Below are 16,144 nucleotides of genomic sequence, written 5' to 3' on the forward strand. Positions count from 1 at the left end.
AGCATCTTCCTGCCGTGGAACGCTGGCGTCGCCCCGGGCGTAGCGGACCGCGAGGTCATCGTCGTCGAGGAGATTGACCTGATGGACGACGAGGGCGGTGCGGATGTGGGGGGTGCCGTGCGCACGGGTCGACGTGGGACACCATCGCAGGCTTTTCGAAGACGAGCCGGGAGGGCCGGCGTTTCACGTGAAACGAGCTGCCAGGCGGACGTGGCGTGACGTGCGGTTGGGAGGTCTCCTCGGCCGCCGCTCGAGCTGGCCTTCGGGGTGCTCGGGTGCCCCCGTGGCTTGGCACGTTGCAGCAGGCGGCGTATTGCTGATCCTTCATTTCAGGTCGGACGATGATGCGGCGCCGAGATGAACTTCGGGTGCGTGAGCCTGCGAAAGGCCGGTGGTGTGCACGTGTCGCGGAATGGCTGCGGTGACGTCGGCGAGTCTCGGCGCCCTCGGTGACGACGTCCGTCCGCCGGAGTCGGGCCTTTGTCGGAGCTGGCTCGGTGGGTGCGGAGCGTCAGGGGTGGTTGGGTGCTCTCGAGGGGGGTATCCGCCGCCATGACGGAATGGGCTGGGTGAGGCGCGTCCAAAGGGGGTACTCGCTCAGCTCGTTGCGCGGGCATCCGGGCGAGCGAGAACTGCAATGCTGTCCGAGTGCGATTCTTCACGTGAGCGGACCCTCCGCGCGGCGGCGAGGATCGACGCCTCGATCCGAAGGCCGTGAGCGTGAGACCTATTCGGGATGTGTGTCGGACGCTGGTGTCTGACAGGTGATTCGTGCGGACTTCGTCGCGACGCTCAGATGGCGGAGCTCAACCAAGTTCCGGTGAGGGCTCCCCAGCGGACGGGATCATACGATCCGCTGTGGTCGGGTACATCGCCCGCGCTCCTGTTGACGGTGTTCCCGACGTCGTGAGGCGGCTTGAGGAGACGTCGCTGTTCCACTGTGAGCAGCGCTATCTCGTGTCACTGCTGCTTCGCCGCGGAGGCTGGCCGGCTTCGAACCAACACTCCCCCGCCTGGTTCCACAGCTCATAGGATGCGGATGATGCAGGTGTTGGTGAACGTCTTCGTCCGCTGCGGGAGGGCGTCCCCGGGGCTTGGCGGTGGATTGCGTGTCGTGATCATTCGGAGTTTCACGTGAAACATCCCTCGTGTGATGCAAATGGTTCGCATGTTGAGTCGGGCGCTCGGGCGGCTCGAGTGAGTGACCACGCCCCGATTGCAGGTTCTGGCACGACCTCACGGCGTGGACCTCGCGTGCAGTTCCGGCGCTGCCGTCGTTCTGTACCTGATTCCGATCTCGCCTGGCGCCACTTGCTGAACCTGACCTGGGCTTAGGCGAGCGCACGCGGGTGCCTCACAGCGCGGTGGTATACCGAGATGGGTTTCCGACGAGCGGAGCGTCGGATCCGTCGGACCGCCGAAGGACGTTGCCGCGCCGAGGTGCCAACCCCCGGCGAGTTGTGGCACTAGTTTCACGCGGTGTGGTGTGTTTCGTGGCAGCCGTCCGGTGTGAGCGATCACTGTGGAGCCACGAGCGAGCGCCATGTACGCCGAGATTCTTCTTCGAGGCGGTGTGGTTCGCGCCTGTTGTCGTGCGGGTCCGGCGGCATCGCCATAGGTGGCATCGCAGCGGTCTCTGCCGTCTCGAGTGCCGCAGTGACCGGAGCACATTCGCGTCGGTGTGCGCGACTCCGAGCCTGGAGCTGGCTGCGGGCCAATTCTCGCTCACTCGGAATGCACACGGTCGTGCTGATATCCGTGTGTGCTCCCGATCCACCCAAGACGGAGACGTTCGTAGATGGGGTGTGACAGGCGGGTCTCCCGGCTAGGAACTCACCAGGGCGCTGGACGCAGCTGGCGGTTGCGGATCGAGGGTGTCGGGGCCGCGTTGCCTCGGCGTCAGTCCAGCTGGGCCGCGGATTGGACGGAACTACACCGTGGGGTTGCGTGAGCCGAGGAACCTGTCCGCAGGCACCGCGTACGTCACGCCGACGCCATGGGGAAGCACAAAGTCGGGCATCCTGCGTCCCCGCACACACCCCTTACGGGGACACGGGAGCCGCGCGAGGTCTGCGGCAAAGTGTCAAATGTGCCTACAGGCACCGATCACGCGGTCAGATGCCGGCGGCGGCGGGTGCGCCGCGGCCACGATGGTGAGCTGTCGATCTGCCCTGCCCCTCCCCCGCTGCCATGTTGCCGCGTGCAAGACGGAGGGAGGGTGTTGCGCTGGCCAAGTGTTTGACGTGAAACATGCCGAGTGTCCGGGTGTCGGAAGAAGCCGCGGGCTGAACATCGCAGCCGCCTACATCCCTGAGCCGATCCGCGGGCGGTCATGAGAGTCGGCACTGTTGCAGCTTCGCCGCGTGGCCCGGGGAGTGCTCTCCGCGTGTACGGAGCGTCACCGCAGCCATCGATTGGGAGGTGGTCTGGGCCGCCTCGCGCGCTCTCCGGAGTGTGGTGGTGGTGGTCGGGCCCACAATTCTGCCAGCGCCCAACTCCCCCCGCGTCTTCCGCGCTGGCCCGCTACGGCGACAACGGCCGCTCGCGCCACGCTCCGCTGTGAGGGTCTACCGTGACAGCTATCGCTCGCGTCGCGCTCCGCTGTGGGGCGCTGTTGTGACAGTGGCGGCTCGCGTCGCGCCCTGCTGTGAGGGTCTATCGTGACAGCTGTCGCTCTCGCGGCGCTCCGCTGTGGGGCGCTGTTGTGACAGGGGCGGCTCGCGTCGCGCCCTGCTGTGAGGGTCTATCGTGACAGCTGTCGCTCTCGCGGCGCTCCGCTGTGGGGCGCTGTTGTGACAGGGGCGGCTCGCGTCGCGCCCTGCTGTGAGGGTCTATCGTGACAGCTGTCGCTCTCGCGGCGCTCCGCTGTGGGGCGCTGTCGTGACAGCGGCCGCCCGCACCGAGTCCGGCCCTGGGCCTTCTGCGGCCGTGGCCGCGTCGACGGTGCGACGAACACCCGCGCCGCCGAGAGATGTGGGCCGGTATCGCAAGATGGGGCCGACATAGCGAGGTGGACAGAGATGGCGGGCTCACGGGCCGACCTCCTCGGCTCGCGACGCCGCTACGACGCGTGTGAGGCGTGGAGATGAGTTCCGAAGACGCCCCCATTGGCGCGACTCCTTCGAGCTTTGTCTTGCTGGACCCGGTATTGGGCTCCCTTCCGCGTCTCAACGCGGGTGCGGCCTGCACGTGTGGCGTGTCGGCTGCTGTCTCGCGACATCACGTAGTGCAGGGGCTCCTGAGCGAAACCGCTTCTCGACGTGACGCGCGGAATCCGGTCAGCATCCCCGCGATGCCGTGAATCTGGCACCGACGCTCGACGGTTCTTGCGATGAGGTTGCGGCAAGGCGGTGGGGCACCTTGCACAGGCCCGCCCCAACTCGGACCGGGTCACCGCGGTCCAGAAGGAGGCTCCCGGGGTGCTGTCAGGACCAGATGCAGTGATCAGGTTGTGAATGGGCAGGGCGCCCGTGTTTCACGTGAAACCCCACGGGTGCGGCTTCTTCAGGACGCAGGGTCCGCGTGGCTGTGTGCCCTGGACGCGGCACGTGCCCTGTCGCGACGCCACGTGGCGTGGAGGAGAAACACCCCGCTTCGCACGGGAGCCGAGCACCGCCCCACGGCGGACGGGACAGCAACGTTTGTGTGAATGCCGGACGCCGGAACTGGCTCGGTGAATAGACGACACATTCTGCACCCGAGGCTTGGGGCGCGCGAGGCCAGTGCGCCGATCGCACTTCGCTGAGATCACGCCTGCGATGGCACATTGGATATTGACCCAATTGATGATGATCACGCCGCGGTGAGCCTTTCGCTCGGTTGCCCTACAGTGCAGAACGTCGCTGGCCGCCTCAATCGACAGGGATGGCTTGGCCGTGCACGGAACGGACTCCGGCGTTTCACGTGAAACATCGGGGTGTGAGCCTGGCTCATCCGAGTGCCGAAACCGTGGCTCCATGCGATCCGCTGCACACTCCCACGTTTGGAATGCGCACCCGCCCGCCAGGCGCTCTCTCGTCGCGAGTTAGCCGTCGCGGTCTCCGTGCAATGGTCTGGCGTTGACCCGCGGCGCCTCACCCGAGCGCGAGGTGGGGTGACACGGTGCGCTCGGCGTCGTCGAGTCCACTAGTCGTGGTGTGGACTGAGGGGAGTGTCCGCGGGGGTCTCAAGAGATCCTCGACGCACCGGCCTACTCGGACACGGGTGTCGCTTGGGGTAGTGCCGGCTTTGGACCAAGCGTGGGTGCCCCGCCCCAAATGGTCGCATCTAGCTCTACGGCGCTCTGGGCCCAAGGAACACCGTCTGGTGACGGAAAGCGGAGGGTGAGCGAGCAGGACATGTTTCACGTGAAACGGAAGAGAGATGTGCCGAGCGCGGGGCAGGTAGGAACGACTGTGGGCGGCCCTGGTGGTGTTCTGATCGGGAGCGGGCACGTCACGGCATCGCGCGACCGACCGCTCGTTCGCTGACATGCAGGGGCCGAAGGTGGACCGGATCAGGAGCGTCGAAGAGGCGCAACGAGATGGCGCGATGATGATCCGGACGCGAGCCAGAACGCATCGACACATCCACACGACGGGAATGGCTCCGCGGAGGGTGGGTCAGCGTGTCCCGATCGCCGCCATCCAGTACGTCGTTCCCATCAATGGAGCCGGAGCAGCACCACGGTAGACCGCTGCCGCGGCGGTGCGGCGGTGCGGCGGTGCGGCGGTGCGGCGGTGCGGCGGTGCGGCGGTGCGGGGATGCGGGGATGCGGGGATGCCCGGCTGCGGCCAACCCCCCTCAGGTTCAGATCGACGAAGGAGCGTTCCGAGTTGCATTCCTCCAATGAGTTCAGAATCGATCCCACGGCTCGCCCCGGCCGTCGAACGAGACAGGCTCGCGCTCCTGCGGCGCGACGTCAACGAGCGAGGCGTCACGGGCTCGGCGATGGTGAAGCACGCAATCGGGTAGCGCATTCTCACCTCACCTACCCTCCCCTCACCTACCCTCCCCACAGGGCATACGCGTCGGACGTCCGCGCCACCTCGCGGGTAGACTGGGCGAGTTCGGCGACGGCAAGGGAGAACGTTTCACGTGAAACAGTCCGACGAGACGCCATCGTCATCCTCGTTCTTCGACTCCCCTATCGCGCGCGAGATCGCTGACCTCTCCGCGCGACGCCGTGCGCTTGAAGCCGTGAAGGTCGAACTATCTGGGCGAACGCGGGTCTTCACCGTTTCGAATCAGAAGGGCGGCGTTGGTAAGACCACGACGGCCGTGAACATCGCCGCCGCGCTGGCCTCTGTCGGCGCGCGCGTTCTGGTGATCGATCTCGACCCGCAGGGCAATGCATCCACCGCTCTCGGTGTCGCGCACAACGCGGAAACGGCGAGCATCTACGACGTCCTGATCAACGAAGTGCCCCTCGCGGACATCGTGCAGACGAGCCCGGAATCCTCCGACCTCCTCTGCGCGCCGAGCACGATCCACCTCGCGGGAGCTGAGATCGAACTCGTGTCGCAAGTCGCCCGTGAGCACCGGCTTCGCGGTGCACTACGCGACTACCTCGCCATCGAGGGTAACCATCTCGACTTCGTCATCATCGACTGTCCCCCGTCGCTGGGCCTCCTCACGATCAACGCCTTCACCGCAGCCGACGAGGTTCTCATTCCCATCCAGTGCGAGTACTACGCGCTGGAGGGTCTGAGTCAGCTCCTGGGAAGCGTGCAGATGATCCAGAAGCACCTGAACCCGACGCTCCATGTCTCCACCATTCTTCTCACGATGTATGACGGGCGTACGCGTCTCGCGCAGCAGGTCGCCGACGAAGTTCGCTCGCACTTCACCGACGAAGTACTGAATACGGTGATCCCGCGCTCCGTGCGTGTTTCTGAGGCACCGAGCTTCGGCCAGACCGTGATCGCGTACGATGGCCAGTCAGCGGGCGCCATTGCCTACCGCGAGGCAGCGGTCGAGATCGTCAACCGCGACACCACGACGAAGGGCTCCTGATGGCAAAGAGGACCGGACTCGGGCGCGGTATCGGCGCCCTGATCCCCACGGCTGAAGCGTCCGAAGCGCGTCCGGTCGACGTGTTCTTCCCTGGTGCCCCGACGAAGGCACCGGTCGCAGCGGAGTCGGATACGGGTGCCACGCCCCCCGCAGACGATCTCGTGTCGGTTCCGGGTGCTCGCCTTGTCCACATCGACCCGAAGTCGATCGTCCCGAACCCTCGGCAGCCCCGTACACACTTCGACCCCGAGGACTTGGCGGAGCTGGTGCACTCCGTGCGCGAGTTCGGTGTTCTGCAGCCGGTGGTCGTTCGCGACAAGGGTGATGGCACCTACGAGCTCATCATGGGCGAGCGTCGCACGCGCGCATCGCGTGAGGCCGGTCTCGAGTCCATCCCCGCCGTCGTTCGCGAGACGGACGACGAGTACCTCCTGCGCGACGCTCTCCTCGAGAACCTCCACCGTTCGCAGCTCAACCCTCTTGAGGAGGCGTCGGCTTACCAGCAGCTCCTCGAGGATTTCGGTATCACCCAGGAGGAGCTTGCGACGCGGATCGGACGCTCCCGACCTCAGATCAGCAACACCATCCGCCTTCTGAAGCTGCCCGTGCCGGTACAGCAGCGCGTCGCTGCCGGCGTCCTGAGCGCGGGCCACGCACGCGCCATCCTCTCTCTCGAAGACCCGAAAGAGATGCAGAAGCTCGCGGACAAGATCGTCAACGAGGATCTCTCGGTCCGCGCGGCGGAGGCCGCGGCCAAGATGCCCGGGGTCTCCCCCGCGCGTCAGAAACCCAAGGCCGGCTCGCGCCGCTCTGGCCTCGACGATGTCGCCGAGCGTCTGGGCGACCGCCTCGACACCAAGGTCCGCGTATCGTTGACGGCTAAAAAAGGCCAGATCAGCATCGATTTCGCCACGATTCAGGACCTGAATCGCATCCTCTCCGCTCTGGGCGAAGAAGGCTACACAGGCTGACGTCGAGGCCCCGGTGTCGTTGGTCCCGCGTACCCTGGATGAGTGACCGCGAACGAACAAGACCCGCCCCGGCGGGCGAGTCTGGAACTGCTGCGGGCAGAGGCATCCGATGAACTGGCGGTGCTGATCCACGAGCGCCTGCGCGGCGGCGAAGACCCCTGGGACTTCATGGAAGACCTGCCGAGCGTGGACGAACTCGTCGTCCTGATCCTCCGCGCCGACAACATCGCCGAGAACGGTGGGCAGCGGCCCAACCGTGCGCGCAACTATCGCGTGCTCCGTCAGATCGCTTTGGACTATCCCCCGCTCACACGCGCTGTGTGGCGCATTCTGGGTGAGGAAGAGCCTCACCGTCGCTGGGATGCCAGCGTGCGCCTCGACGCGTCCTGAGCGCCTTACGCGCCGGATCGGACGGCGGGGAGAAGGGCGCGTGGGCCACCGGCCCGGCCCGCACCCTGTACGGCCCTACACCCCCGCACGACGAGCCCCGGCACGGACCGCGCCCCTGCACGACGAGCCACGGCCGGGGCCGCACGCCGGCACCACACACCGCTAGCGGTCAGACACCGCTCCTTGCACACGGTGACAAGCCAGGAGCCCGCCGGGTGCAGCTCTGTCTATCCGCCGCGCAGGGGTCGCGTTCCTCGGGCGCGGAGGGGCGGCATCCCTTCGCCTCGGGACGAGTCGAGAGCCCACCCGGAAACGACGAATCCCCGACGCCGAGGCGCCGGGGATTCGATGCGTGAGAGAGGGGACTCAGCCGATGAACGGCGCGAGGTCCTGCTCGAGCGCGTACTTCGGCTTCGCGCCGATGATGGTCGTCTTGACCTCGCCACCCTGGAAGACCTTCATCGCGGGGATGGAGGTGATCTGGTACTTCATCGCGAGGTCGGGGTTCTCGTCCACGTTGAGCTTGAGAACGGTGATCTTGTCCGCGTTCTCGGACTGGATCTCGTCGAGCACGGGGGCGACCATGCGACACGGTCCACACCACTCAGCCCAGAAGTCCACGAGAACGGGTCCGTCGGCCTGCAGGACGTCCTGCTCGAAGGTCGCGGAGGTCGTCGCCTTGGCGGTCATGTGCTTTTCTCCTTAATGAGAGCGTCGATAGGGGAAACGCCGGTGGGCGTCAGTTTGTTCCTCAGACCACAGCCGCGTCGGGGAGACCCTCGATGAGGCTGTCGGCGACGGCGGGTTCGCCGGCTTCGCCACGCGCCGCGAGGAAGTGCTCGACGTCGAGGGCCGCCACGGTGCCACTGCCGGCGGCGGTGATCGCCTGACGGTAGGTGGGGTCGATCACATCGCCGGCGGCGAAGACGCCCTCGACCGACGTGCGCGACGAGCGGCCGTCGACCCAGATCGTGCCCTGGTCGGTGAGCTGCAGCTTGTCGTGGACGAGGTGGGTGCGCGGGTCGTTTCCGATGGCGACGAACAGTCCGTCGAGCGGCAGCTCGCGCGTGGTGTCGTCGACCGTGGAGCGCAGACGCACACCGCTGACCGCTTCGTCGCCGAGGATCTCGTCGACGGCGCTGTTCCAGATGAACTCGATCTTCGGGTTCGCGAACGCGCGCTCCTGCATGATCTTGGAGGCGCGGAGCGTGTCCTTGCGGTGGATGATGTACACCTTCGACGCGAACTTGGTGAGGAAGTTGGCCTCCTCCATCGCGGAGTCACCGCCGCCCACGACGGCGATCGTGCGGTCGCGGAAGAAGAATCCGTCGCACGTGGCACACCACGAGACGCCGTGACCCGAGAGGCGGTCCTCGCCCTCGAGGCCGAGCTTGCGGTAGGCGGAGCCGGTGGCGTAGATGACCGAGACGGCTTCTTCGACCTTGCCACTGCCCAGCGTGACCTTCTTGACGGGGCCGTCCAGCTCGAGCGAGACGACGTCGTCGTACAGCACCTGGGCGCCGAAACGCTCGGCCTGGGCCTGCATCTTGGCCATGAGGTCGGGGCCCTGGATGCCTTCCGGGAACCCGGGGAAGTTCTCGACCTCGGTCGTGTTCATGAGGTCGCCGCCGGCTTCGACGGAGCTCGCGACGACGAGGGGCTCGAGGTTGGCTCGGGCGGCGTAGATAGCGGCCGTGTAGCCGGCAGGACCCGACCCGATGATGATGACGTGACGCACGATTGCGCCTTCCTCTCGTAGATACCGTCGGATGAAACCCATGGTAGCCGCGGGGTATTCCGCGACCGGGGGGGCTAGCGCTTGGGGAGGAACCGCCGACCGAGCGCGAGCGCCGGGGCGAGTTCGGGAGTGCGGAACAGAGCCAGGATGCCGATATAGACGGCGAGGACGCTTCCCCCGACGAGCGCCGACCCGAGGACACCGGTCAGGCGATCGGCGGAGAGCCACCCCTCGGGGCCGCCGCAGAGCAGGACGACGCCCCAACCCGCTGCTCCGGCCGGGATCCCGACCAGGACGAAGCGGCCCAGGGGCAGGAGCCACTCGCGGATGCCGATCCCGCCGAGACGACGGTTGAGGATCGCGGTGGCGATGATCACCTGCACGAGGCTCGACAGGGATTGGCCCAGGGCGACCGCGGCCGCGAGCTCGGTGATCGGGAGGAGTCCGGCATCCAGAGCCCAGCCCGCGCCGAGAGCGGTCAGCGCGACGAGGATGCCCTGGACGAGCGTGAAGAAGAACGGGGTACGCGTGTCGTTGTAGGCGTAGAACGTGCGCTGAATGACGAACAGCACCGCCAGCGGCAGGAGGCACACCAGGAAGCACAGGAGGACGGGGGCCGCGGCGACGGCCTCACGCGAGTCGTTCGTGAAGATGCGCGAAGCGGGTACGGACGCCGCGATGAGCGCCGCGGTGGCGGCGACGATGAAGAGGCCGAGCACTCGGATGCTGCGGATGATGTCGTCGCGCACGCGGTCGTCGCGGCCGGCCGCCGCGTGCTCGCTCAGCTGCGTGAAGTACGGGGTGCCGATCGACAGCACGATCAGGGAGTACGGGAGCATGAAGACCAGCCACGCGTTCTGCGAGGCGAGGACGGCAGGACCGTTTCCGGATGCCTCGAAGAGCACCCGGCTCTGCACGATTCCGGCGAGCTGACCGATGATCACCATGAGGAATGTCCACCCGGCCAGCCGCCCGATGTGTCTAAGGCCCACACCGCGCCACTGGAAGTCGGGGCGCAACTGCAGTCCCGCGCGCCGCCAGAACACGAGCAGGACGATGGTCTGCAGCACGATGCCGCCGGTCGCGACTCCCCCGAGGAGCGCGATCATGGCGGGTGTCCACTGATCGACAGCGGTGTTCGGGCCGCCGAAGATCAGCAGGAACACGCCGAAGCCGATGAGAGAGACGACGTTGTTCACGATCGGAGCCCAGGTGTACGGTCCGAAGACCTTCCGGGCGTTCAGGACCTCGCCGAGCAGCGAGTACAGACCGTAGAAGAAGATCTGCGGGAGGCACCAGTACGCGAAAGCCGTGGCGAGGGCGATCTGTTCGGGAGCCGCCGTCGCGGGTGTGTAGAGCCCCACGATCCACGGAGCGGCGATCATCGCCAGGGCCGTGGCGATGAGCAGGATGACCGTGCCGAGCGTGAAGAGCTTCGAGATGAACGCGCGGCCGCCGTCGGAGTGGGAAGCCGCTTTGACGATCTGCGGCACGATCACCGCGGTCAGCACGCCCGTCGAGATGATCGCGTAGATGGCGTTCGGCAGCGAGTTGGCCAGACCGAACGCGTCGCCCGCGTAGCTCTGCACGGATCCGACGATCGCGACCAGAACGACCTGGCGGAGGAGACCGCTGAGGCGGGAGACGACGGTACCCGCCCCGATGAGCACGCTGGCCCGTCCGATACTGCTCACGGGCGGTTCTCCTCGGGGATGGTGGCGGCGGGCTCGTGTGCGACGTCATCGCCTTCGGCGGGTGCGCGGCCGTCGGCCGGTTCGTTCTCGGCGAGCGATTCCGGCTCCTCGGCGCCGGAGGCCACGCGCCGTCGGCGGGCCAGAGTACGGATGACACCCACGCTCAGGAACACGATCACGAGCGCGATGACCACGACGAGGCCTATGCTCTCCCACTCGGCGCGCACCTCGACGTCGACGACCTGCGGCTCGCCGACCGGCTCACCGGTGGGGCTGTAGAGCTGAAGCCCGACGCTGACCTCGCCGTTGGCCAGTCGCGCTTCGACGGGGACCTCGACGCGCGTGTTGGCCGAGGCCTGAGCCTCTACCGGGGTGCGATCCTGCACCCTCAGCCGCGCGTCGTCGGGTCGCACCGCGAGCACGACGGAGACCGGCCAGGGCAGGTCGTTGCGCACCCACGGCCGCAGCGGAGCGCTCGAGCTGACGAGCCGGAAATCGGACGACAGGATGCCGACGGAGTTCAGGGTCGTCTGCGTCGCGGCCCGGTGGTCGGAGACGGCCGTGCGGGCGGCATCCCCGGTCCACGACACGCTCAAGACCTGCAGGACCTCGGCGCGCTCGCGGCCGGTGAGGAGTTCCGGTTGGTCGAGGATCGTCGCGAAACGGTCGATGACCTGCTCGTCGGCGGTGAGGTTGCTCACGTCGTCGACGCGCGCGGTGTCGACCGAGGCGTCGACGAGGGAGATCTCGGATGCCGGCTGCCCCGCGATCGCGTCGAGGGTCGTTCCGCTGAAACCCGGGGCGGTCGTGACGGCCGTCATGGTGGCGCGCAGGCTCCCGCGCGAGCGGTCCGTGCCGCGGTCGAGGACCGCGAGGATCGGTCGGTCGGCGCTCGCCGTCCGAGCGAACGTGAGGTAGCCGAGAGCCGAGGCGAGGTCGGATCCGCGGCGGGTCGTGTCGTTCTCCCCGGCTGCGCGGGTGAGGGCCGCCGAGACCTCGCTGTCGTACACGGGCGTCGACACTCCCCCGACGCTCGCGTTCGCGGGCACGGACTCCCCCGCGCCCGCGACGGTGCTCGAGGGGACGAGGACCCGCGCCGGGGCGTCGGCCGTGCCCAGGGCGCCGAGAGCCGCCACCGTGTCCGCGCCCGCGGAGCCGGACGCGGGCCAGTACACCGACGAGGTGGCCGCGCCGATATCGAGGAGGCTCTTCATATCGGGCAGGGTGGGCTGCCCGGCTGTCGGGGACGGGTTCGGTGAGGGGCTCGCGATCGCGGGCGGCTGCGCGAAGTCGCTCGCGGTCATGTACGAATCGAGCGAGGTCGGGGTGAGGGGCGTCGCGAGTCCGGACCGCAATTGAGACGCCAGGTCGGCGTCGCCGAACTGCAGGGCGAAGCGCTCGTTGGGCAGGGACAGGAGGCGCTGCAGCCACGCGACGGCCGTGGGCGGTGCGGAAGAGCCGAGAGCGCGGATCGCCGCCGGAATCGCCGGATCGACGGCGAGCGTCGCCGGGGTGCCGTCGACGGCGTCGAGCTGGGCGGAGAGGGGGCCGTCGACCGCCGTGAGGTCGGCGAGCTCGTTGGCCGTCAGGAGGCCCCGCGTCATCGGGGCGGCGGTGACGGGGACCACGATTCCGAGAGGAGTGGGCGCCGCGCCGTCGGCGACGACCACGACGACGCTGAGGGCGGAGAGTCCGTCGTCGGTGCGGGCGAGGAGCGGGTAGACGCCGGCCGCTCGACCGGCCACCGCGGGGTCGGTCGCGGGCACGCTGAACGCCGCCGTCGACTGCGCGCCGGCGGGGGTGGCATCCAGGGTCCCGACCGCGACCTGCTGAAGCGTCACGCCCGACGCGTCGCCGTCCAGCCACCGCGTGAGGGCGGCGTCGTCGGCGAGGGCCTGCGCGCCGATCGAGAGGGTGACGGATGCCGCGGGCAGGGGATTGTTGCCGGTGGGGTTCGCGCGGGACGCCGTGGCGGTGAGGGCGTCTCCGGATCGGAGGATGCCGTTGGCCGAGGGCGCCGTGGAGAGGACGGGGTTCGCGGCTGCCGGGGAAGACGACGGTGTGGGCGTCGGGTCGGCGACGGCCGCGGCCGGGGCGGCCAGACCGAACGCCAGGACGCTTGCGGCGAGGGTCGCCAGCAGCCGGCGCGTGAGAGGGCGCCGCAGCACGGGTGAGCCAGAGGGCTGGGAGGTCACGGTCATACGAGCGTCGGTGGAAACGAGGGGGCCTCGCACCGCGACGAGTCTATGGCCGCGCACCTCGGAGCCCCCCGATAGCCTCGCGGAGACGGTTGAATGGAGCGGTGCTCCCCGAACCCGATCCGACGCTGTGTCACCTGCTCGCCGATGACCTGAGGGCGGCGGGCTACGGCAGCGCGGCACTGCGATCCGCCTGGGGCCCTCAAGCCGACGACGCCATCGCCCGTGGCCTGCTGGACCCGGCGATCCGGGCGCTGGGCGACCGGCGGGATCCGCTCGCGGTCCTCGGGCGCCTGTGGGGGCTCGGTCGCCCGGTGCCCCGTGACGACCTCGCCGCCGCTCTACCCGCTGTCGGTATCTCCGGGGTGGTCGCGCTCGGCCTGGCCACGAGCGAGGGCGACACCGTGACGCCCGCCGTCCTCGTACGCCCGCAGGCGATCGCCGACGCCGACGGTGAGGAGGAGTGGTGGATCGCCAGCGACCTCGACGAGGCGGCGCTGGGGGGACCCCTTCCCGAAGACCACGTGCTGGGCGTCGGCGGGGCTTCGCAGACGCTCGCACGCCTGCAGCTCACGTGGCGTGCCGCCTCGGCTCTCGACATCGGCACGGGGTGCGGCATCCAGGCACTCCGACTGCGTCGCTTGGTACCCCGGGTCGTCGCGACGGACATCTCGGAGCGGGCGCTGCGTTTCACCCGCTTGAACGCCCTTCTGAACGACGTCGACGGGATCGAGACGCGGCACGGCTCGCTCTTCGACCCCGTCGCGGGGGAGACGTTCGAGCGGGTGGCATCCAATCCCCCGTTCGTCATCACCCCGCGGGTGGCCGGCGTGCCGGCCTACGAGTATCGCGACGGCGGGCTCGAGGGGGACGCGCTCGTGGCCTCGGTCATCCGTGGGGTGGGGGCGCACCTCGCCCCGGGCGGGGTGGCGCAGTCCCTCGGCAACTGGGAGTATCGCGACGGTGAGAGCGGACTGGACCGGGTGAAGGGGTGGGTGGACCCCGCCCTGGACGCGTGGGTGATCGAACGCGAGGTGCTGGATCCGCTCGCGTACGCCGAGCTGTGGGTACGCGACGGCGGAACGGTGCCCGGAACTCCCGCTTACGCCCGCCTGATCGACGCGTGGCTCGAGGACTTCGAGCGGCGCGGGGTCACGGGGGTCGGCTTCGGGTACGTCCTGCTGCGGCGGCCGCTGGCCGGGGCTCCCACTCTGGAGCGTTACGAGCGCGTCGCGGGCGGCGGCGAGGCGGCATTCGGTCCGCACCTGGCCGCATGCCTCGAGGAGCATGATCGCGCCGCTCTCCTCGACGACGACGGGCTGGTGGCCGCGACCCTCGGCGTGTCGTCCGACGTCACCGAAGCCCGACACCACCGCCCCGGCGAAGAATCCCCGTCGGTGATCGAACTGCGCCAGGGCGGCGGGTTCGGCCGCACGATCGAGGTCGACCCCGCGCTCGCCGCTCTCGTCGGAGCCTGCGACGGTGATCTGCCCGTCGGACCGCTGATCGGTGCGATCGCCGAGCTTCTCGAGGTGGATGCCGATGACCTGCGGGCGGACCTCCTCCCCCGCGTCCGCGAGCTCATCGTGACGGGCTTCTTGCGCTTCCTCGACGCATAGTCGCCGCGGCGGGCATGGGCCCGGGACCCTCGACGAGGGGCCGGCGCCCTTCCGGCGCGCTGTCAGTGGCCCCGGATAGGCTCGATGCATGCTGAACATGGCCGAGGGTCTCGCGCGCCTCGAAGAGCTCGCCGCGCACCCCGTGGTCGCCACCTTGGCCCGCGTTTTCGCCGACGCGGGGCGCGATCTCGCGATCGTCGGCGGTCCGGTGCGCGATGCTCTGCTCGGGCGCCTCACGCACGACTTCGACTTCACCACCGACGCTCGCCCCGACGAGATCCTCGCGCTCGTGAAGCCGGTCTCGTCGGTCCAGTGGGATGTGGGTCGGGACTTCGGCACGATCGGTGCGCGCGTCCACGGTGAGCAGGTCGAGATCACGACCTACCGCGCCGACAGCTACGACGGTGTCACGCGCAAGCCCACCGTCGAGTTCGGGGACACTCTCGAGGCCGACCTCACCCGCCGGGACTTCACCGTCAACGCGATGGCCCTGCGCGTCCCCGCGCGAACGCTCGTCGACCCCACCGGCGGCGTCGAAGACCTGATCGCCGGCCGCCTGCGGACCCCGATCGACCCGGCCGTCAGCTTCGGCGACGATCCGCTGCGCATGCTGCGCGGGGCGCGTTTCGCCTCGCAGCTCGAGTTCGACATCGACCCCGACACGCTCGATGCGATCGCCGAGCTGCGTCAGACCCTGCAGATCGTCAGTCCCGAGCGCGTTCAGTCGGAGCTGGTGCGGCTTCTCCAGACGGATGATCCGGTGCGTGGCATCCGGGTCCTCGTCGAGACACGGCTGATCGACGAGTTCCTCCCCGAGGTTCCCGCGCTGCGGCTCGAGGTCGACGAGCACCACCACCACAAGGACGTCTACGAGCACTCGCTCACGGTGCTGCGGCAGGCGATCGCGCTCGAGAAGCAGCGGACTCCGGATGCCGCGCCCGACGTGCCCCTCCGCCTCGCGGCGCTGCTGCACGACATCGGTAAGCCCGCCACCCGGCGTCTCGAGCCGGGCGGCGGCGTCACGTTCCACCACCACGACATCAAGGGCGCGCGGATGGCGCGCAAGCGCCTGCAGGCCCTGCGCTTCGACGCGGCGACCACCACGGTGGTCTCTCGCCTGATCGAGCTGCACCTGCGCTTCTTCGGCTACGCCGAGGGGGCGTGGACGGATGCCGCGGTCCGGCGTTACGTCCGCGACGCGGGCGACGAGCTCGAGCGCCTGCACATCCTCACGCGGGCCGACGTGACCACGCGGAACAAGCGCAAGGCCCAGCGCTTGGCATCCGCCTATGACGACATCGAATCCCGCATCGCGACGCTGCGCGAGCAGGAGGAGATCGACGCGATCCGGCCCGAGCTCGACGGGAACCGCATCCAGGAGGTCCTGGGGATCGCTCCCGGTCGCGAGGTCGGCGAAGCGTATCGCTTCCTCCTCGACCTGCGGCTCGACGAGGGCGTGGTCGGCGAAGAAGAGGCCGAGCGACGTCTGCGGGAGTGGTGGGCGGCGCGAACGACGAACGGGGCGTGATTCGGGCCCCCT

General features: G+C 68.7%; 9 protein-coding genes. 5 read left to right on the forward strand and 4 right to left on the reverse strand.

Translation table 11 applies throughout. From position 1 onward, the window contains the following. Positions 1–5,076: 5,076 nt before the first annotated feature. The 3 genes from MTES_RS07400 to MTES_RS07410 are packed head-to-tail and all read left to right on the forward strand — an operon-like array spanning position 5,077 to position 7,355. Complete coding sequence (locus tag MTES_RS07400) at positions 5,077–5,994, forward strand: ParA family protein (RefSeq protein ID WP_013584605.1); 918 nt, start codon at positions 5,077–5,079, stop codon at positions 5,992–5,994. Next, positions 5,994–6,965, forward strand: coding sequence for a ParB/RepB/Spo0J family partition protein (locus MTES_RS07405; RefSeq protein WP_013584606.1), 972 nt, complete (start codon positions 5,994–5,996; stop codon positions 6,963–6,965). Before MTES_RS07400 ends, MTES_RS07405 begins: the two co-directional genes overlap by 1 nt. 42 nt (positions 6,966–7,007) lie before the next feature. Next, entirely contained in the window at positions 7,008–7,355 is a 348-nt protein-coding gene (locus MTES_RS07410) for a hypothetical protein (protein ID WP_013584607.1), read from the forward strand. A 366-nt stretch (positions 7,356–7,721) separates the two neighbouring features. Here the strand turns inward: MTES_RS07410 and trxA are convergent, their stop codons facing one another. The 4 genes from trxA to MTES_RS07430 form a co-directional block, all read right to left on the reverse strand. Next, complete coding sequence (gene trxA / locus MTES_RS07415) at positions 7,722–8,045, reverse strand: thioredoxin (protein ID WP_013584608.1); 324 nt, start codon at positions 8,043–8,045, stop codon at positions 7,722–7,724. Between the two features lie 61 nt (positions 8,046–8,106). Continuing rightward, positions 8,107–9,093, reverse strand: coding sequence for a thioredoxin-disulfide reductase (trxB, locus tag MTES_RS07420; protein WP_013584609.1), 987 nt, complete (start codon positions 9,091–9,093; stop codon positions 8,107–8,109). A 74-nt stretch (positions 9,094–9,167) separates the two neighbouring features. Next, the gene (gene murJ / locus MTES_RS07425; protein ID WP_013584610.1) at positions 9,168–10,787 is read right to left on the reverse strand and encodes a murein biosynthesis integral membrane protein MurJ; all 1,620 of its coding nucleotides are present in this window, start codon (positions 10,785–10,787) and stop codon (positions 9,168–9,170) included. Beyond that, entirely contained in the window at positions 10,784–12,988 is a 2,205-nt protein-coding gene (locus MTES_RS07430; protein WP_050901770.1) for a DUF6049 family protein, read from the reverse strand. Before MTES_RS07430 ends, murJ begins: the two co-directional genes overlap by 4 nt. Positions 12,989–13,089: 101 nt before the next feature. Between MTES_RS07430 and MTES_RS07435 the strand changes: the two genes are divergently transcribed. Both MTES_RS07435 and MTES_RS07440 read left to right on the forward strand, forming a co-directional pair. After that, a complete protein-coding gene (locus MTES_RS07435) occupies positions 13,090–14,604 on the forward strand; it encodes a DUF7059 domain-containing protein (RefSeq protein WP_013584612.1) in 1,515 nt (504 codons plus the stop codon). A gap of 88 nt (positions 14,605–14,692) precedes the next feature. Next, entirely contained in the window at positions 14,693–16,132 is a 1,440-nt protein-coding gene (locus tag MTES_RS07440; RefSeq protein WP_013584613.1) for a CCA tRNA nucleotidyltransferase, read from the forward strand. The last annotated feature ends 12 nt before the right edge of the window (positions 16,133–16,144 follow it).

The sequence above is a fragment of the Microbacterium testaceum StLB037 genome (assembly GCF_000202635.1).
Lineage (GTDB): Bacteria > Actinomycetota > Actinomycetes > Actinomycetales > Microbacteriaceae > Microbacterium > Microbacterium testaceum_F.

What these genes read in the sequence shown, in the direction of transcription:
- MTES_RS07430 (WP_050901770.1), bottom strand. Translation starts at nt 12,988, where the DNA reads ATGACCGTGACCTCCCAGCCCTCTGGCTCACCCGTGCTGCGGCGCCCT.
- trxA (WP_013584608.1), bottom strand. Translation starts at nt 8,045, where the DNA reads ATGACCGCCAAGGCGACGACCTCCGCGACCTTCGAGCAGGACGTCCTG.
- MTES_RS07405 (WP_013584606.1), top strand. Translation starts at nt 5,994, where the DNA reads ATGGCAAAGAGGACCGGACTCGGGCGCGGTATCGGCGCCCTGATCCCC.
- MTES_RS07440 (WP_013584613.1), top strand. Translation starts at nt 14,693, where the DNA reads ATGCTGAACATGGCCGAGGGTCTCGCGCGCCTCGAAGAGCTCGCCGCG.